The 17,879-nt window shown below is 69.1% G+C and carries 17 protein-coding genes; 11 read left to right on the plus strand and 6 right to left on the minus strand.

From position 1 onward, the window contains the following. From BJ988_RS23540 to BJ988_RS31455, 6 genes are all read left to right on the plus strand, one after another. Complete coding sequence (locus BJ988_RS23540; RefSeq protein WP_179660294.1) at window positions 1-846, plus strand: enoyl-CoA hydratase; 846 nt, start codon at window positions 1-3, stop codon at window positions 844-846. Between the two features lie 124 nt (window positions 847-970). Further along, window positions 971-2,125 carry an acyl-CoA dehydrogenase family protein gene (locus BJ988_RS23545; protein WP_179660295.1) on the plus strand — a complete coding sequence of 385 codons (1,155 nt, stop codon included), beginning with the start codon at window positions 971-973 and terminating at the stop codon, window positions 2,123-2,125. Beyond that, entirely contained in the window at window positions 2,122-3,222 is a 1,101-nt protein-coding gene (locus BJ988_RS31450) for an acyl-CoA dehydrogenase family protein (RefSeq protein WP_179660296.1), read from the plus strand. The genes BJ988_RS23545 and BJ988_RS31450 overlap by 4 nt, the downstream gene beginning before the upstream one ends. Then, a complete protein-coding gene (locus tag BJ988_RS23555) occupies window positions 3,219-4,217 on the plus strand; it encodes an acyl-CoA dehydrogenase family protein (protein ID WP_179660297.1) in 999 nt (332 codons plus the stop codon). The genes BJ988_RS31450 and BJ988_RS23555 overlap by 4 nt, the downstream gene beginning before the upstream one ends. Further along, window positions 4,214-5,083, plus strand: a complete 870-nt coding sequence (locus BJ988_RS23560; RefSeq protein WP_179660298.1) for a CoA transferase subunit A — start codon at window positions 4,214-4,216, stop codon at window positions 5,081-5,083. Before BJ988_RS23555 ends, BJ988_RS23560 begins: the two co-directional genes overlap by 4 nt. Further along, window positions 5,080-5,838, plus strand: a complete 759-nt coding sequence (locus BJ988_RS31455) for a CoA-transferase subunit beta (RefSeq protein WP_343051758.1) — start codon at window positions 5,080-5,082, stop codon at window positions 5,836-5,838. The genes BJ988_RS23560 and BJ988_RS31455 overlap by 4 nt, the downstream gene beginning before the upstream one ends. A gap of 7 nt (window positions 5,839-5,845) precedes the next feature. Here BJ988_RS31455 and BJ988_RS23570 read toward each other — a convergent pair whose 3' ends face one another. Both BJ988_RS23570 and BJ988_RS23575 read right to left on the minus strand, forming a co-directional pair. Beyond that, window positions 5,846-6,406 (minus strand): hypothetical protein, encoded by a 561-nt coding sequence (locus BJ988_RS23570; RefSeq protein WP_179660299.1) that lies wholly within the window; start codon window positions 6,404-6,406, stop codon window positions 5,846-5,848. An 88-nt stretch (window positions 6,407-6,494) separates the two neighbouring features. Then, complete coding sequence (locus tag BJ988_RS23575; protein WP_179660300.1) at window positions 6,495-7,112, minus strand: TetR/AcrR family transcriptional regulator; 618 nt, start codon at window positions 7,110-7,112, stop codon at window positions 6,495-6,497. 46 nt (window positions 7,113-7,158) lie between these two features. On the opposite strand from BJ988_RS23575, the gene BJ988_RS23580 reads away from it, so the two are divergent. Continuing rightward, window positions 7,159-8,724, plus strand: a complete 1,566-nt coding sequence (locus tag BJ988_RS23580) for an AMP-binding protein (protein ID WP_179660301.1) — start codon at window positions 7,159-7,161, stop codon at window positions 8,722-8,724. A gap of 79 nt (window positions 8,725-8,803) precedes the next feature. After that, on the plus strand, window positions 8,804-11,593 hold the full coding sequence (locus tag BJ988_RS23585) for an FG-GAP-like repeat-containing protein (RefSeq protein ID WP_179660302.1): 2,790 nt from the start codon (window positions 8,804-8,806) through the stop codon (window positions 11,591-11,593). 59 nt (window positions 11,594-11,652) lie between these two features. On the opposite strand, the gene BJ988_RS23590 is transcribed toward BJ988_RS23585, so the two are convergent. Further along, window positions 11,653-13,245 carry a cation:proton antiporter family protein gene (locus tag BJ988_RS23590; protein WP_179660303.1) on the minus strand — a complete coding sequence of 531 codons (1,593 nt, stop codon included), beginning with the start codon at window positions 13,243-13,245 and terminating at the stop codon, window positions 11,653-11,655. A gap of 83 nt (window positions 13,246-13,328) precedes the next feature. Between BJ988_RS23590 and BJ988_RS23595 the strand changes: the two genes are divergently transcribed. After that, window positions 13,329-13,589 carry a ribbon-helix-helix protein, CopG family gene (locus BJ988_RS23595; RefSeq protein WP_179660304.1) on the plus strand — a complete coding sequence of 87 codons (261 nt, stop codon included), beginning with the start codon at window positions 13,329-13,331 and terminating at the stop codon, window positions 13,587-13,589. After that, complete coding sequence (locus BJ988_RS23600) at window positions 13,586-13,849, plus strand: type II toxin-antitoxin system RelE/ParE family toxin (RefSeq protein WP_179660305.1); 264 nt, start codon at window positions 13,586-13,588, stop codon at window positions 13,847-13,849. The genes BJ988_RS23595 and BJ988_RS23600 overlap by 4 nt, the downstream gene beginning before the upstream one ends. 122 nt (window positions 13,850-13,971) lie before the next feature. Here the strand turns inward: BJ988_RS23600 and BJ988_RS23605 are convergent, their stop codons facing one another. From BJ988_RS23605 to BJ988_RS23615, 3 genes are all read right to left on the minus strand, one after another. Continuing rightward, window positions 13,972-15,189, minus strand: a complete 1,218-nt coding sequence (locus BJ988_RS23605; RefSeq protein ID WP_179660306.1) for an acetyl-CoA C-acetyltransferase — start codon at window positions 15,187-15,189, stop codon at window positions 13,972-13,974. A gap of 9 nt (window positions 15,190-15,198) precedes the next feature. Continuing rightward, complete coding sequence (locus BJ988_RS23610) at window positions 15,199-15,966, minus strand: SDR family oxidoreductase (protein ID WP_179660307.1); 768 nt, start codon at window positions 15,964-15,966, stop codon at window positions 15,199-15,201. Window positions 15,967-16,041: 75 nt separating this feature from the next. Beyond that, a complete protein-coding gene (locus tag BJ988_RS23615; RefSeq protein ID WP_179660308.1) occupies window positions 16,042-16,929 on the minus strand; it encodes a hypothetical protein in 888 nt (295 codons plus the stop codon). Between the two features lie 214 nt (window positions 16,930-17,143). Here BJ988_RS23615 and BJ988_RS23620 point away from each other — a divergent pair, with 214 nt between their 5' ends. Then, window positions 17,144-17,836 (plus strand): nitroreductase, encoded by a 693-nt coding sequence (locus BJ988_RS23620; RefSeq protein ID WP_343051760.1) that lies wholly within the window; start codon window positions 17,144-17,146, stop codon window positions 17,834-17,836. Window positions 17,837-17,879 lie beyond the last annotated feature (43 nt).

Here is a 17,879-nt window from a genome sequence, read left to right on the forward strand (position 1 = left end):
ATGAGCGCCACTCCCACCGAGACCAGTGTCGTGACGTACGAGACCCACGGACCCGTGGCGGTGGTCCGGCTGAACCGCCCCGAATACCGCAACGCCCAGAACTCGAAGGTGACCTACGCGCTCGACGAGGCGTTCACCCGAGCGACCAACGACGACGAGATCAAGGTGATCGTCCTCGGCGGCAACGGCAAGCACTTCTGCGCCGGGCACGACATCGGCACCCCGGGCCGCGACATCGACGAGAGCTTCGAGCGCAAGGCCGTGATGTGGTGGGACCACGTCGGCAAGGAGGGCGTCGACTCCCGCTTCGCGCGCGAGTCCGAGGTGTATCTGGGCATGTGCCGCCGTTGGCGCGAGCTGCCGAAGCCGACGATCGCGATGGTGCAGGGCGCGTGCATCGCCGGCGGGCTGATGCTGGCCTGGTCCTGCGACTTCATCGTCGCCTCCGACGACGCCTTCTTCTCCGACCCGGTGGTCAAGATGGGCATCCCCGGGGTGGAGTACTTCGCCCACCCGTGGGTCACCAACCCCCGCGCCGCCAAGGAGATGCTCTTCACCGGCGGCCGGTTCTCCGCCGAGCAGGCCGAGCGCTGGGGCATGGTCAACCATGTCGTACGCCGCGACGACCTCGAGACCGAGACGCTTGCCCTCGCGGGCCGGATCGCCGAGATGCCGCGCCTGGGGCTCGCCCTGGCCAAGAAGGCGGTCAACCAGGCCGAGGATCTGATGGGGATGCGCGCCGGGATGGACTCGGTCTTCGGCCTCCACCACGCCGCCCACGCCCACAACGCCGAGGTCGGTCAGGATTCGCTCGCGGGGATGAACGCGAGGTCGATGAAGTCGTGACGCTCGAGATCAGCCTTCTTCGGCCGAGGCACGCCCCGTGTAACACGTCGTTCGTAGGTCTACTCGCCTTTTAGAACGACCGGAAAGACCTACGAACGACGTGTTACAGCAACCAAGGAGTGCAATGAGCACACTGGAGTTCACCGAGCGCGAGGAGACGTTCCGCCTCGAGGCTCGCGACTGGCTCGCCGCCAACAACCCCGGCCGGCTGCCCTCGATGGACACCGCCGAAGGCGCCGCAGCCCACCGCGAGTGGGAGCGCACCCTGGCGTCCGGTCGCTGGTCGGTGGTCGCCTGGCCCGAGGCGTACGGAGGGCGTGACGCGTCGCTGACCGAGTGGGTCATCTTCGAGGAGGAGTACTACCTCGCCGGCGCCCCCACCCGGATCAGCCAGAACGGCATCTCTCTGCTCGCACCGATCATCTTCGGGCACGGGACGGAGGCGCAGAAGGAGCGCTACCTGCGCGACATGACCGACGGCACCCTGGTCTGGGCACAGGCATGGTCCGAGCCCGAGGCGGGCTCCGACCTGGCCTCGCTCCGCGCGACCGCCACGCGGGTCGATGGCGGCTGGAGGCTCAACGGGCAGAAGACCTGGAGCAGCCGGGCGCCGTTCGCCGACCGCGGCTTCGGCCTCTTCCGCTCGGATCCGGCGGCCGAGAGGCACCGGGGCCTGACGTACTTCCTCTTCGATCTCTCCGCCGACGGCGTCGCCGTCCGCCCGATCGACCAGCTCGACGGCACCCCCGGGTTCGCCGAGATCTTCTTCGACGACGTCTTCGTGTCCGACGACGACGTGCTCGGCGGCGTCGGTGACGGCTGGAAGGTCGCCATGTCGACCGCCGGCAACGAGCGAGGTCTGTCGCTGAGATCCCCCGGGCGGTTCTGCGCGGCGGCGGAGCGGCTGGTCGAGCTGTATCGCGAGGAGGGTCTCGACAAACTCGACCACCGGGGGTCGAAGGTCGTCGACGCCTGGATCGGCGCGGAGGCGTACCGCCTCTACACCTGGGGCACCGTCACCCATGTCGAGGCCGGCGGCTCGGTCGGCGCCGAGGGCTCGATCAACAAGCTCTGGTGGTCCGACCTCGACCTCTCGCTGCACGAGACCGCGCTCGATCTGCTCGGCGCCGACGCCGAGCTCGAAGGCCCCTGGCTCGACGACTACCTCTTCTCGCTGTCCGGCCCGATCTACGCCGGCACCAACCAGATCCAGCGCAACATCGTCGCCGAGCGAGTGCTCGAACTGCCGAGGGGTAGCCAGAAAGGTGGGGCACAGTGAGATTCGGACGTACGCCGGAGCAGCATGCCTTCTCCGAAGCGCTCGACGACCTGCTGACCGCCGCCGATGTGGTTTCGGCGTCCCGCGCCTGGTCCGCCGGCGACCACTCGCCCGGGTTGAAGCTGTGGCAGCGGCTCGCCGAGCTCGGCGTCACGGGTCTGCTGGTGCCGGAGGATCAGGACGGCCTCGGCGCCTCCCCTGTCGACCTGGCCGTGGCCTTCGAGCGACTCGGCTACCACGGCGTCCCGGGCCCCTGGATCGAGTCCGTCGCCGTCGCACCGGCACTGCTGGCCGGCACGTCCGACTCGGACATCCTCCAGCGGCTGGCCTCCGGCGAGGCCCTGGTGTCGGTCGCGCACGCCTCCAGGGCCCTCGACGCCGACGTCGCCGAGCGGACCTACGCGCTGAACGACCGTGTTGGTCTCACTGCGCCTGATTCAGCGGGGCCTCCGCCTAGCGGCTCCGGCGGCTCGACCAGCGCATCGCCCGCGCTGGTTGAGCCCGGCGAGCGCCAGCGAGCCGGTGTCGAAACCAACACAGCCCCTTCCGCGATCCTCCGCCACGCGGTTGTCGGCGCCCAGCGGAGGTCGGTCGACCCGACCCGACGGCTCTTCGACGTGACACCAGGTGAAGAGGTCGCGGGAGGCGACGCCGGTCCCGCCCTCGATCTCGGCACCCTCGCCTGCTCGGCGATGCTCCACGGCGCGGGGCTCCGCCTGCTCGACGACTCGGTCGCCTACGTGAAGCAGCGGACGCAGTTCGGGCGTCCGATCGGTGAGTTCCAGGCGGTCAAGCACCTGCTCGCCGACGTACGTGTCGCCCTGGACTTCGCGGCTCCGTTGGTGCACAACGCGGCCGTCGAGCTCGAGACGGAGGCGCCGACGGCGGCCCGCTCGGTCTCGGCCGCCAAGGTGGCGGCCGGCGACGCTGCGTATCTCGCCTCTCGTACCGCCCTCCAGGTCCACGGGGCGATCGGCTACACCCGCGAGTTCGACCTGAGCCTGTGGATCCTCAAGGTGCGCGCGCTGGTCGGCGCCTGGGGCACCCCGACCGAGCACCGGGCACGGATCCTCGAGTCGCTGGTGGAGGCACGATGAGGTTCGCGCTCACCGAAGAGCAGTCCGACCTGGTCGCCACAGTGCGTACGCTCGTCGCCAAGCGCGCGACCTCGATGGATCTGCGCGCCGCGATGGCCACACCGGAGGGCTACGACGCCACCCTGTGGCAGACGCTCACCGAGCAGATCGGGGTGGCGGCACTCGCGATCCCGGAGGAGTACGACGGCGCCGGCTGCACCTATCTGGAGGCGCACATCGTGCTCGAGGAGCTCGGCGCAGGGCTCACCCCGTCGCCGCTCCTGGGCGTGCTGCTCGCGACCGAGGCGCTCCTGATCGGCGGCAGCGACGAGGCCAAGCGGCGGCTGCTCCCACAGATCGCGGCAGGCACGACCGCGGCGCTCGTCCGTGACGACGGCCTCGTCATCGATGCTCCCGGCGCCGAGATCGTGCTCGCGCTCGATGGCGACGAGCTGCTCGAGGTCACCGACGCCGAGATCACTCCCGTCGATGGTCTCGACCAGACGCTCCGCCTCGGCAGGGTCCGCTACGACAGGGCGAACGCGATCTCGATCGGCACCGCCGACCCGGCAAGGATCGACGACGTCGGCGCGACCGCGATGACCGCCCTCCAGGCCGGCGCCGCCGCACGCGCGCTCGAGATCACGGTCGCCTATCTGAAGGAGCGCCACCAGTTCGGCCGTCCGCTCGGCTCGTTCCAGGCGCTCAAGCACCGGTGCGCCGACCTGCTCGTCCAGACCGAGACCGCACGCACGATGTCCTGGGCGGCAGCCTGGTCCGTTGGACAGCCCGACCAAGGCGTACGGGCGTCGTTGGCCAAGTCCTGGTGCAGCGATGCGTTCTCGCAGGTCGCGGCCGAGATGGTCCAGCTCCACGGCGGCGTGGCCATCACCTGGGAGCACGACGCCCACCTCTACTTCAAGCGCGCCCACGCCACCGCCCAGCTCTTCGGCCGGGCGGCCGAGCACCGGCGCACGGCAGCAACCCACCCCACCACCATCGAGGGAGCCCGATGATCGACAAGACCCTGCCGCTGAGCGAGGTGACCAGCAAGATCGAGTCCGGCATGACGGTCGGGATCGGCGGCTGGGGCTCGCGGCGCAAGCCGATGGCGCTGGTGCGCGAGCTCCTGCGCAGCGACATCACCGACCTGACCGTGGTCGCCTTCGGTGGCCCCGATGTCGGCCTCCTCGCCCGCGCCGGCAAGATCCGCAAGCTCGTCTACGGTTTCGTCTCGCTCGACTCGATCCCGCTCGACCCCAACTTCACCCGCGCCCGCGAGCGGGGTGAGATCCCGGAGACGAGCGAGTACGACGAGGGCATGTTCGTCGCCGGACTCAAGGCGGGCGCCAACCGGCTCTCGTTCCAGCCGATCCGCGCCGGTCTCGGCAGCGACGTACTCATGATGAACCCCGACCTGAAGACGGTGAAGTCGCCCTATGACGACGAGGAGTACGTCGCCGTCCCCGGCCTCCGCCTCGACGTCTCGCTCATCCATCTCAACCGCGCGGACGCCGCGGGCAACGGGCAGTACCTCGGCCCCGACCCCTACTTCGACGACCTCTTCGCGATGGCCGCCGACACCACGATCATGTCCGTGGAGCAGGTCGTCTCGACCGCAGATCTCACCGCCAAGGCCCCGCCCCAGACGCTCCTGGTCCCCCGAATCTTCGTGAACCACGTCGTCGAGACCCCGGGTGGCGCCCACTTCACGCTCTGCGAACCGGACTACGGCCGCGACGAGGCGTTCCAGAAGGCGTACGCCGCTGCCGCCCGCTCCGAGGACGACTGGACGGCCTTCGAGTCCCGATTCCTCTCGGGGGACGAGGCGGCCTACCAGGCAGCAGTCGAGACGTTCACGAACGAGGGAGACACGAAGTGACCGCCGTGACCACGACCGCGACCCGGGCCGACGTCTGTGTCGCCGCCGTCTCCGACGCCTTCAAGGACTCTGGCGAGGTGCTCGCCCACGCCGTCGGGATCGTCCCGGCCATCGGCGTACGTCTGGCCAAGGCCACCCACACCCCGGAGCTCGCGCTCTCGGACGGTGAGGCGTTCATGATGTCCGAGGCTCCCCCGCTCCTGAAGACCGCCGCAGCCGGCGGCACTCCTGAGGCGTGGGTGCCGTTCCGCAGCATCTTCGACATCGTGGCCAGCGGCCGCCGGCACTCGATGATGGGCGCCAGCCAGATCGACCGCCACGGCAACCAGAACATCTCCTCGATCGGCGACTGGCGCCAGCCGAAGCGGCAGTTGATCGGCGTACGCGGCGCTCCGGGCAACACCGTCAACCACCGCGTCGACTACTGGGTCGCCAAGCACTCCGCCCGGATCTTCGTCGACAGCGTCGATGTCATCAGCGGCGTCGGCAACGACCGCGCCACCGGCACCGCCGGACGCTTCCACGACCTCGGCGTCGTCGTCACCAACCTCGCCGTCTTCGGCTACGACGAGTCGGGGCTGATCAAGGTCAGCTCGATCCACCCCGGCGTCACCCCCGAGGAGCTCCAGGAGGCCACCGGCTTCGAGATCGACGCCAGCGATGCGCCGCTCACCCGCGAGCCCACTCCGGAGGAGCTGGCCATCATCGAAGCCGAAGACCCCAAGGGCCTCCGCCACAAAGAAGTCCCCGAATAGGCCTCGCCTACTCGCTGGTGGCGACGATCCCCAACGCCTTCGCAACCTCCCACAGCGTGTCCTCCACGAAGACGTCTTCGCCGTCGAACGCCGCGGTGGCCTGCTCCACGGTCAACGGGTTCAGGCCCACCGCGAGCGCCCATAGCGTTGCCCGCTCAGCAGCCACTCTGCCCAACGGGATCGCCTTCGCAAGACGCTCCCGCGCCACCTCGAACTTCTTGGTATCCGCAGCAGCGAGCTTCGCCTCATCCTCTTCGGACATCGGCGTGCCGTCCTCGTAGAACGGCGCAGATCCAACCTCGGCCACATAGCCGACGTACGAATCCAGATGGAGCACCGTCTGCCACGGGGCTTCATGCCCGATGAACGTCAGGCAAGCCGCGTCGCTGTCCCATACCTCAGCCGACAACAGCGGCACGCCGAACGTTGCCGCGATCGTCCGATCGAAGTCGTCCGGGAGATGGCGACCGAAGTCCCAGGCTGACCAGCCGGCCACGCAACCCGAGATCGGATCTGCCGTTTGGTCGGGATACAGCTCCTTCGGCGATCGCTCCGATGGGTAGTACATGATGGCACCCCAACGACCCACACCAGCCTCCTTGCCAGGTTCAGTGCGGGCAAGGGTGCCACATCACCCGCAGTTCGGGCGGGCGCACTCAGGCGAGGATGCCGGCGTGGAGCAGCTTCAGATACTGCTCCGCGAGCGTCTCAGGAGTGTGCCGACCCCCGGGCCGATACCAGGAGACGGTCGACCAGACGCCGTCCCGGATGAACCGATAGGTCAGCGCCGGGTCGAGCGAGGCCTGGAAGACGCCGGAGGCTTGGCCGGCCTCGATGACCCGGATCCACAGGGCCTCGTTGTCGCGTGAGCGCTCGGCGACGAACTCGAAGCCCTCGACCGTCGCCAGGAACGAGGCCTCGTTCTGGTAGAGCGCGACCGAGAGGCGCTCGCGATGGATCGTCCGGAACGACTCCGCGATCAGGCCGTCGAGGTCGGCCTGAGGGTCGACGCCGGCTTCGACGATCTCGGTGAACCGCGCGTTGAGCCCGTCGAGGAACCCGGACAGCAGCTCGGTCAGCATCGCTTCCTTGGAGCGGAAGTGGTGGTAGAGCGAGCCGGACAGGATCCCGGCGGCATCGGCGATGTCACGTACGGTCGTCTGGGCGAACCCTTTGGTCGCGAACATCTCGGCCGCCAACGTGAGCAGCTCGGCTCGTCGCGACGAGCCCGACGCCGTCCCTCGCCTTCGCGGCACAACCCCCGTGTCAGTCATGGACGAAGCCTACCAAACAAGCAGTTGCTCAACTACGCTTGGCAGGATGACCCCGCGCACGATCCCCGCCCTGATCGAGAAGGCCAAGCAGACCTACGCCGACCACCCGGCGATCGTCGACGGCCCCACGACGCTCACCTACACCGAGCTCGCCGACGCGGCAGACAGGGCCGCGCGTGCCTTCCTCGCCGGCGGCGTACGCAGCGGTGACCGCGTCGCCATCTGGGCGCCCAACCGCTGGGAGTTCCCGGTGGCGGTCCTCGGCGCGCAGACCATCGGGGCGACCGTGGTGCCGCTGAACACCCGCTACAGGGGGCATGAGGCCCGCGAGATCCTCGAGCGGTCCAGGTCCACGGCGCTGATCACGGTCAACGGCTTCCTCGGCACCGACTACGTACAGATGCTGCACGACGCCGGCCCACGCCCGGAGCACCTGCTCACGATCGTCGACCTCGCCGGACAGACAGGCTCAGACGCCGATTCGGCCATCGGCTGGGACGAGTTCCTCGCCAACGGCCAGGAGATCTCCGACGAACGGTTCGAGGGCGCCAGGTCGACCGTCACCCCCGACACCCTCGCCGACCTGCTGTTCACCTCCGGCACGACCGGGAAGCCGAAAGGCGTGATGAGTGCCCAGCGACAGACGATCGGCACCGCCGACGTCTGGGCGCGAGGCGCCAAGCTCACCCCGGAGGACCGCTACGCCATCGTCAACCCGTTCTTCCACGGCTTCGGCTACAAGGCAGGGTTCCTCGCGGCCTTCACCGCGGGGGCGACGATCTACCCGATCGCGACCTACGACCCCGCGCATGCGCTGAAGCTGATCCAGGACGAGCAGATCACGGTCCTCCCCGGCGCTCCCACGATCTTCACCACGCTCATCAACCACCCCGACCTGAAGTCGTACGACCTCTCCTCGCTGCGCTTCGCGATCGCCGGCGCCGCGAGCGTGCCGGAGAGCCTCTTCGCCGACATGCGTGACGTCCTCGGGATCGACGAGGTCAAGGGCGCCTACGGCCTCACCGAGTGCCTGGTCGCGACCACCACCCGCCCCGGCGAGGACCCCGAGCACGTGGCCAAGGTGGTCGGGCCCGCGGTCGAGGGCGTGGAGATCCGCACCGTCACCGCCGCCGGTGAGGACGCGGAACCGGGCGAGGACGGCGAGGTCTGGATCCGCGGCGACAACGTCATGCTCGGCTACTTCGAGAATCCCGACGCCACTGCCGAGGCGATCGACGAGGACGGCTGGCTCCACACCGGCGACATCGGCTTCCTGGACGAGCACGGCTGCCTGAAGATCACCGACCGCATCAAGGACATGTTCACCGTCGGCGGCTTCAACGTCTATCCCGCCGAGGTCGAGAACGCCCTCGCCGAACATCCCGGCATCGTCGAGGCCGCGGTCATCGGCGTCTTGGACGCACGCCTCGGCCAGGTGGGCAAGGCATTCGTCGTCGTACGCGACGGTCTGACCGCCGACGCGATCGACGCCTGGCTCAAGGACCGGCTCGCCAACTACAAGCAGCCGCGGGCCTACGTGCTGGTCGACAGCCTTCCGCGCAACGCCAGCGGCAAGGTCCTCAAGACCGATCTGCGCGACAGCTCGAAGTAACCCCGAAATTGGTGAGACACCTCCCGGCCGGGGGTGTAGGTTTCCGGAGCCCATCTTTACTTCCCCCACGGAGGCTTCAATGCCCCGACGCGCCAAGATCGCGTCCATCTCAGGCATCATCCTCGTCGTCGGTGCCGCGACAGCGGTCGCGCTTCCGACCGCGTTCGATCTCGACCTCGCCCGCCCCGGATCGAGCACGACCGGCTCCCTGGCCGCCTTCCAGGCGGCCTCGTCGAAGCCGGCGACGCTCCCGGACGGCCCGGTGCAGGCCCACGTCGACGAGATCGACCTGACCACCAAGTCCGGCGAGAAGACCGGCGGCACCACGCTGGCGACCGAGCCGCGCCGGACCGTCCTCACCAGCGTCCCCCAGGACGTCACCGGCTTCGGTGTGGTCGGCATGACCTGGTCCCCGGACAGCGGCATCGACCACGACACCTTGAAGGCCAAGGTCCGCACCAAGACCGACGGCGAATGGTCGAAGTGGCGGCCGATGGAGGTCCACCCCGACGAACACGGCCCCGATGCGGGCAGCGTCGAGGCGAGGGGCAGCCGCGAGGGCACCCGGGAGTTCCTCGTCGGTCACGTCGACAAGGTCCAGACCCGGATCGTCGTCCCGGCAGAAGCCGAGGTGCCCGAGGACCTCGAGCTCGCCGTCATCGAGCCGGGCAAGCCTGACGACACCGTCGAAGAGCTCCCGCAGATCGACACCGGCGAGGGCACGACCAAGGCCCCGTCCACCCACAAGAAGAAGACCGACGCCGACCTCGAGCTCGCGGCCAGCACCTACACCCCCAGCCCCAGGATCTACAGCCGCGCCCAGTGGGGCGCCGACGAGTCACTCCGCGAGCAGGTCGCGCCGACCTACCGCACGATCCGGGGCGGCTTCGTCCACCACACCGCCGGCACCAACGACTACACCGCGGCCGACGTCCCCGGGATCATCCGGGGGATCTACGCCTACCACGTGCAGACCAACGGCTGGCGCGACGTCGGCTACAACTTCTTCATCGACAAGTTCGGCCGCATCTGGGAGGGCCGCAACGGCGGCGTCGCGAGACCGGTCGAGGGAGCCCACACCTCCGGTTACAACACCGACAGCTTCGCCGCCTCCGCGCTCGGCAACTTCGAGACCGTCCAGCCGACTCCCGAGCTGATCCAGGCCTACGGCGCTCTCTACGCCTGGAAGCTCTCCCTCCACGGCGTCAGCGCCGGAGCCACCAACGTCAAGATCGGCAGCACGACGTTCTCGCACGCGATCAAGGGCCACCGCGACGCGGGCCAGACCCTGTGCCCGGGCGAGCACCTCTACGCCAAGATCCCCGCGATCCGTACGTTGTCCGCCAGCCTCCAGAAGAGCTGGGCCGGACGCGATCTGGAGTCCAACATCGCCGGCACCAGCCACTCCGACCTCGTCGCGCGACGGAAGTCCGACGGCAAGGTCTTCACGATGCGTACGGGCGGGTTCGCCGGGTTCGACGCCACCAAGGCGTCCACGACCTTCGGCAGCACGGTCCGCGCCCAGGTCGTCACCCCGGACATCACCGGCGATGGCAAGGCCGACCTGATCCAGATCCGCAAGAACGGCTCGGCGGGCATCCGCAAGGGGCGCGGCAACGGCACCTTCGCGCCGGTCTACAAGAACCTCCCCTACACCAAGTTCCGCGGCGTATCGCTGATCACCGCTGTCGGCAACATCGGTGGCACCCGGCACAACGACCTCGTCGGCAAGTCGTCGACCGGCAAGCTGGTGCGGTTCTACGGCAACGGCGCCGGCGGCTTCGACCGCAAGACGACCACCCGTTCGCTGAGCGGGTTCGCACTCCTGGCCGCCACCGGAGACGTCAACCGCGACGGCAGGCGCGACCTGATCGGCCGCAAGTCCGGGGCGCTCTACTACCTCAAGGGCACCGGCCGAGGCACCTTCACCACCGCCGTACGCATTCCCGCCCGTAGCCCGTCATGGTCGTCGCTGGTCCAGATCAGCGGGTACGGCGACTTCACCGGCGACGGCCGCGGCGACCTGATCGGTCGCGACAGGTCCGGGCGCGGCTGGGTCTACCCCGCCCGCGGCTCGGGCTTCGGCAAGCCGCTGGGCCCGTACGCCGGGGTGAACCGAACCCTCGTCGGCGCGGCCAACCTCACCGGCAACCGCCTGCCCGACTTGATGATGAAGCGCGGATCGACGCTCTACGTCAAGCCCAACAACGGCCGCCTCAACCTCGCCAAGCCGATCTACTCCGGACTGCGGCTCACCTCGGCCAAGATCCTGATGAACGCCGGCGACTGGAACCGCGACGGCAAGGGCGACCTCCTCGCCAAGCTCTCCGACGGCACACTGCGGCTCTACCGCGGCAACGGCAGAGGCAGCTTCTCCAGCGGTGTCGTGGTCGCCAGCGGACTGGGTTCGGTCGGCGTGCTCGACGCCGTCGGCGACGTCACCGGCGACGGCTACCCCGACGTGATGGGCCGCACCTCCGACGGAAGGATCAAGCTCTGGCCAGGTAAGGGCACCAGCAAGGTCGGCGCCTCGATCGTGATGCGTTCCTCCGCCTCCGGCGCCCGCCTGGTCGGGGTCGGCCGCTGGAACTCCGGCAACACCCCGGACGTGCTCTTCGTCAACGGCAGCTCTCTGGTCGTCCACGAGAGCAACGGCCCCGGCGGCCTGGTCTCCTACCGGACCCTGTCGGTCAACCTCTCTGGCTACAACGCGGTTCTCGGTGTCCGGGACCTGCGCGGCGGCGCCGGTGGCGACCTGCTCGCCCGTTCGGGTGGCAATCTCTATGCCTTCCAGCGAGGGACCGGCGGCACGAGCGTGACCCGCACCTACCTCGGCGAGCTGTCGACGGGCTACGACCTGCTCGGCTGACCAGCAGACTGCGAAGGCCCGGGGCGGTGACGCCACGGGCCTTCGTACGTTCTCGGACGCTAAGACGTTGCCCGACGCTCCAGGTTGACCCGGATCGCCTTCTCAGCGAGGTCGGAGCCGGCGGAGGCGTACAGGTTCAGGACGGCGTGGGCGCCGCGCTTCTTGAGCTCGTCGCGCTCCTCGGGCCGCAGTGCGATCGCGGCCACGGTGCCGGTGAACCCGAGCTTGCGGAGGAGGTCCATCGCGAGCAGGTTGTCGCCGTGGAACGGCATGGTGAGGACGACCAGCTCCATGCCGGCGCCCTTCTTGACCCGCTCCCAGAAGTCCTGGTCGGTCGCGTCGGCCTCGACGACAGCGAAACCCTCCGCCTTGAGCGAGTCGGCCCGCAGCGAGTCGTGCTCGATCCCCAGCACCTGATAGCCCTGGGTCTGGCAGAGCTCCTCGTAGGTCGTACGCCCCACCCGGCCCATGCCGACCACCAGCGCCTTGGCGCCATCGAGGTTGATCGGCCGGTCGGCCTCCTGGAGCCGCGCAGACCTCCGCTCCGGCAACGCGCGGTTGAGCAGGTTGATGAACCTCGCGGCGTACGCGTTGAAGACAGCGGCCACCAGGAACGAGAGCGCGGTAGCCACCGCGAGGACGGTCTGCCACTCGGCCGACGCCATCCCGGTCGCGGAGGCGATGACGATCACGATCAGCCCGAACTCGGAGTAGTTGGTCAGCGTGAACGAGGCCAGGGTCGCGGTGCGGTAGCGCAGCCCCATGAACGCGAAGATCACGATGTAGGCGGCGGCCTGGAGCGGCAGCAGGATCTGCAGCACGGCGGCGAGCGCGAAGTCCTCGAGCGATGGCACGCCGGTCAGCCCGATGCTCAGGAAGAAGGCGATGAGCAGGAGCTCCTTGGTGCTGAACAGCACCTTGGACAGCGCCGGCGCCTTGGCGTGCGACCCCAGGAGTATGCCGATCACGAGGGCCCCGAGGTCGCCCTTGAGTCCGACGGTCTCGAAGAGCCAGTAGCCCGGCACGAGCGCCATCGCCAGGCCGAAGAGCGCGGTCAGCTCGGTGGAGGTGATCCGGTCCCACATCCGGTGGGCGAGCCAGGCGCCGGGGAGGAGCAGCACCAGCGCGAAGACCCACGGCGAGGGCCAGTGGCCCTTGGAGATGGTCAGGAACGCCACCGCGACGATGTCCTGCATGATCAGCACACCGATGGCGATCCGGCCGTAGAGGGTGTTGTTGTCGTGACGCTCGTCGAGAACCTTGATCGCGAAGACGGTCGAGGAGAACGAGAGGACGAATGCGATCAGCGCCATCTCACCGAGGTCGGCATCGGCGACGAGCGCGAAGCCGAGCGGCGCGATGCCGGCCAGCAGCCCCACCCCGACGATGACGCTGAAGCCCAGGTGGGCGAAGGTGCTCAGCCAGACGTCGGGCCGGAGCAGCGACCTGACGTCGAGCTTGAGCCCGATGCCGAACAGGAGCAGCGTGACGCCGAGGTCGGCCAGCGTGTGCAGCCCCTCCAGCTCGCCGACGCCGGCGGCATGCAGCCCGAACCCGGCGGCGAGGAAGCCGACCAGCGGCGGGAGCCTGAGGAACATCGCGACCAGCCCCGCTCCGAGTGCGACGAGCAGATAGAGCGCGGTCAGCGACATATTGGACTTTCCCCCACGTGAAACTCGACGTTTCCGACCTGCGAACGATACCGCGTGATACCACCTCCGGTTACGCTGGGTCCATGGCAATGACTCTGCGACTCAGCGAGGCCGACGACCGGCTGCTGTCCGACCGCGCCCGGACGGAGAACCGGTCCAAGCAGGAGATCGCCCGCGAAGCCATCCGCGCCTACCTCAACGACCACGACCGGCGCGTCGAGGACCTCGAGGACGATCTCGCCATCGCGCGCTACTCCCTGCGCCGCGAGCTCAACGAGGTCAGCTACACCCCGCACACCGAGGCTCGCCGCGCCCTCGGCCTCGACCGTCCCGTCGGCGAGTGACCCTGCCGGTGACCTACCAAGTCGTCTGGGCCGACGAAGCGCTGCGGTCGGCCGAGGCGTACGTTGACGACGATCCCATCGGCCTGATCCAGGTCTTCGACACCATCGACACCCTGGCCGAGACCCCTCGTGATGTGGGCGCCTACGCGTGGGGCAAGGACCGCTACCGCCTCCGCGTCGGCCGCTACCGCATCGTCTACGTGATCGAGGAGCGCCACATCACGGTTGCCGTCATCCACCTGGGGCGCCGGAGCGCCTGACCACCCTGCTGGTCGAGCCGCGACCGGTCGCTGTAACACGTCGTTCGTAGTACTACTCGCCCTTTAGAGAGGGCGAGTAGTACTACGAACGACGTGTTACATGTGGTGCAGCCGCCGCCAGATCAGCCCAGCCGCTCGATCACCAGCGCCATGCCCTGGCCGCCGGCGGCGCACATCGTCTCCAGGCCGTAGCGGCCGCCGGTCTCCTGGAGCCCGTGGAGGAGCGTGGTTGCGAGACGCGCTCCGGTGGAGCCGAAGGGGTGGCCGAGGGCGATCGCACCGCCGTTGACGTTGACCCGCTCGGGGTCGAGACCGATCTGGGCGATGCTGGGCAGCACCTGGGCGGCGAAGGCCTCGTTCATCTCGACCAGGTCGATGTCGTCGGCGGTGAGTCCGGCGCGAGCGAGCGCCTGGCGGGACGCCTCGACCGGCCCGAGCCCCATGATCTCGGGCGAGAGCCCGGAGACTCCGGTCGACACGATCCGGGCCAGCGGCGTGATCCCGAGCTCGGCGGCGCGGGAGTCGCTCATGATCACCAGCGCGGCCGCGCCGTCGTTCAGGGGGCAGCAGTTGCCGGCGGTGATCGTGCCGTTCTCGCGGAAGACCGGCTTGAGGCCGGCGACCTTCTCCAGCGTCACCCCTGCCCGCGGCCCGTCGTCGGTTGAGACGACCTCACCGGACGGCAGCGTCACCGGCGTGATGTCCCGCTCCCAGAAGCCTCGGGCGGCGGCGGCCTCGGCGCGGTTCTGGGAACGTACGCCCCACTCGTCCTGGGCCTCCCGCGTGACGCCGCACATCTCGGCGACGTTCTCGGCGGTCTCACCCATCGCGAGGTGGTAGTCGGGCAGATCGCCGGCCTCACGAGGGTCGGTCCAGGCCTCGCCGGCGGCCACTCGCGCGGCACCGCGCTCGCCCGCCTCGAGGAACTCCTCGGCCTTGGTGTCCGGCATCCCGTCTGCCTTGCCGCGCTCGTAACGGGACACGCACTCCACGCCGGCGGCGACGAACGCGTCCCCTTCGCCCGCGCGGATCGCGTGGAAGGCCATCCGAGTGGTCTGCAGCGACGATGCGCAGTAGCGGTGGACGGTGGTGCCGGGAACGGCGTCCAGACCCAGACGTACGCCGACGACCCGGCCGATGTTGTAGCCCTGCTCCCCCGCGGGCTGGGCGCAGCCCATCATCAGGTCGTCGATCCGCGTCGGGTCCAGCTCCGGGACTGCCGAGAGCGCGCTGCGTAAGATCTGCTCGGCCAGCTCGTCGGGACGCAGGTCCTTCAGCGACCCTTTGAAGGCGCGGCCGATCGGTGAGCGGGCGGCCGAGACGATGACTGCTTCGGGCACGATTTCTCCTCAGGAGTTGGGGGTGTGCTGGAGGAAGGCGGGCCACTCTCCGCCGCCGTCGACGGCGAGGACGGCGCCGGTGATGTGCGCGGCGAGCGGGGAGGCGAGCATGAGGCAGGCGTCGCCGACCTCCTCGGGGGTCGCGAAGACGCCCCGCGGGATGGTCGCGGCCACCGCGGCCCGCTGCTCTTCGGTGCCGTAATGGTCCTCGGACCCCGGCGTGGCGACGAGCCCGCAGGAGATGGCGTTGACGCGTACGTCCGGAGCCCACTCGACCGCGATCGACCCGGTCAGACTCTCGACGGCAGCCTTCGCGGCCCCATAGACCGCGGTCCCCGGGCTTGGCCGCCGTGCCGAGATCGAGCTGATGTTGACGATGGACCCGCGAGAGGCCTTCAACGCCTCGTACGCCGCCTGGCTGACGTAGGCGGTGGCCAGGAAGTTGAGCGCCGAGATCTTCTCGTGGAAGCGCGGCGACGCGGTCGCGAAGTCGGCGTAGGGCGCGCCACCGGCGTTGTTGACGACCACGTCGAGCCGCCCGAGCCGCGAGGTGATCGCGGCGATCCACGCCGCGACCTGCTCGGGATCCCGCACGTCCACCTGGGAGAACACCGGCTTGCGCCCGTCCACGACGGGAAGCTCCGCGGGCTCGGAGCGCCCACAGATCTCCACCTCCGCGCCTGCCGCCAGGAACCGCGCGGCGATCCCGGCGCCCACACCACGGGCGCCGCCGGTCACCGCGACCACCTGGCCGCTGAAGTCGATCTCGACTGCCATGTTCGGCAGTCTAGAGCGGCTACCAAGCAAATGCTAGGTTGATGGTCCCGGTGACCGGATCCGAGTGTCGTGACGTCAGACGCAGTGCACGTCGACCCAGTAGGTGTGATCACCGTTCATGTGCTTCTTGACCTGCACCGGGACGGTGACCGAGCCGTTCGCATCCGGGACGAACGTCTGCCCGGCGTAGTGCACGTCATCGATCTCGCAACCGGTCTGGTCGGCCACCGTGATCTTGTGCAGCCCCGCCTCCGCAGCCTCGACGTGCGCCTCGTGGAAAGCGAGAACCGCCGGGTTGTACTCGGAGTACTTCACGTTGTGCGCACCCAGCGTGTCGGTCCACTCGGCAGCCAGGCCGTCGATGAACGGTCCGCCATGCCGCGAGAACCGGGTGTCGATCTCGACGATCGCCCGGGCCCGGACCTTGAAGTTGTCGGTCTTGCTGTCGGCCGGGACGAAACCGTGCCGGCTGCCCGGAGCGGTGGAGTCGAGCGCGTCGTACGGCGTCAGCCAGACCTTGTACTCGCCACCGTTGTTCGGGGTGTCGAGGAAGGGAAACAGCTGCACGGTGATGCCGGAGTCCTCCGCGTCGGTGCCGGTCGAGTGCGCGCAGGCACCGCTCGGCGCGACGCTGACGAAGCGCCCGCTGGCGTCGACCTCGACCCGGCGACAGGAGACCGGATCGGTGGAGAGCAGCGTCTTGCCGGACGGGTCGGTCACCTGGAAGGCGTAGATCCCGGCCGGCAGACCGGCCGCGTCATCGGGCGCGTTGATGCCCGGGCCGCCGTTGAGATAGACGTCCTGCTTGGCGGCGTAGTGGTTGAGGTTGACAGGCGCACCGGAGACGTCGGTGGTGAAGATCGCTCCGGAGAGCTGCAGCAGAGGCGCAGCCGAGGCCGGCATGGACCACAACGCCGTGGCGGCGACCCCCGCCACAACGGCACAGACGAGCTTTCTGATCATTGGTTCCCCCTCAGGTAGGTCGGACTTCGAGTCTTCGACGCAACCGGGTCCCGACCCGGCACGGTGCGCGGGTATCACCTGAACCGGGTAGTCCGCCTGGCGTGTGGGATCGGCCACCTCGATGCCGACGGCGGAATACCGGAGAGTCCCTCCGCATTGCGCAAGGAGTGGACCGAGGCCATCGGGCCCGGCAGACCTGAGAGGAACCATTCTTGTGAGCACGACCGCCGTCGACACCTTCACGGACGTGATCCGATCCCGCCGCTCCGCGCGGGCCTTCCTGCCCGATCCGGTGCCCGCCGACGAGATCCGTGGCGTGCTCGAGGACGCCCAGCGCGCCCCGTCGCACAGCAACACCCAGCCCTGGACGGTCCACATCTTCTCCGGTGACGCTCGCGACCGCCTCAGCGAGGCGATGCTGAAGGCGTTCGAGGCCGGCCAGATGACCCCCGACTTCACCACGACGTACGGGGACGGCGACAACGTCCACGTCCAGCGCTCACAGCACGCCGGGGCCACCCTCTACGGCGCCCTGGGCATCGCCCGGGACGACCAGGAAGGACGCACCAAGGCCGTCGCCGAGAACCTTCGCTTCTACGGGGCGCCCCACGTGGCCCTGCTCTTCGTGCCTCAGCTCGGCGACGTCGTACGCGCCGCCAACGATGTCGGCATGTACGCCCAGAACTTCCTGCTCTCCCTCACCGCCCGCGGGTACCACGGCGTCCCCCAGGGCATGCACGGCCTGTTCGCCGAGACCGTCCGCGACCACCTCGGCCTGCCGGCCGACCTCAAGCTGCTCTACGGCATCTCCTTCGGCACCGCCGACCCCGACGCCTCGGTGAACCGCGTCGACATCGGCCGCGCCCCGCTCGACGAGCACATCGTCCTGCACGACACCTTGCTCTGAGCCTCCGCGACGAGCTGTGACGCGAGCTGTAACACGTCGTTCG

The sequence above is a fragment of the Nocardioides panzhihuensis genome, assembly GCF_013408335.1.
Lineage (GTDB): Bacteria > Actinomycetota > Actinomycetes > Propionibacteriales > Nocardioidaceae > Nocardioides > Nocardioides panzhihuensis.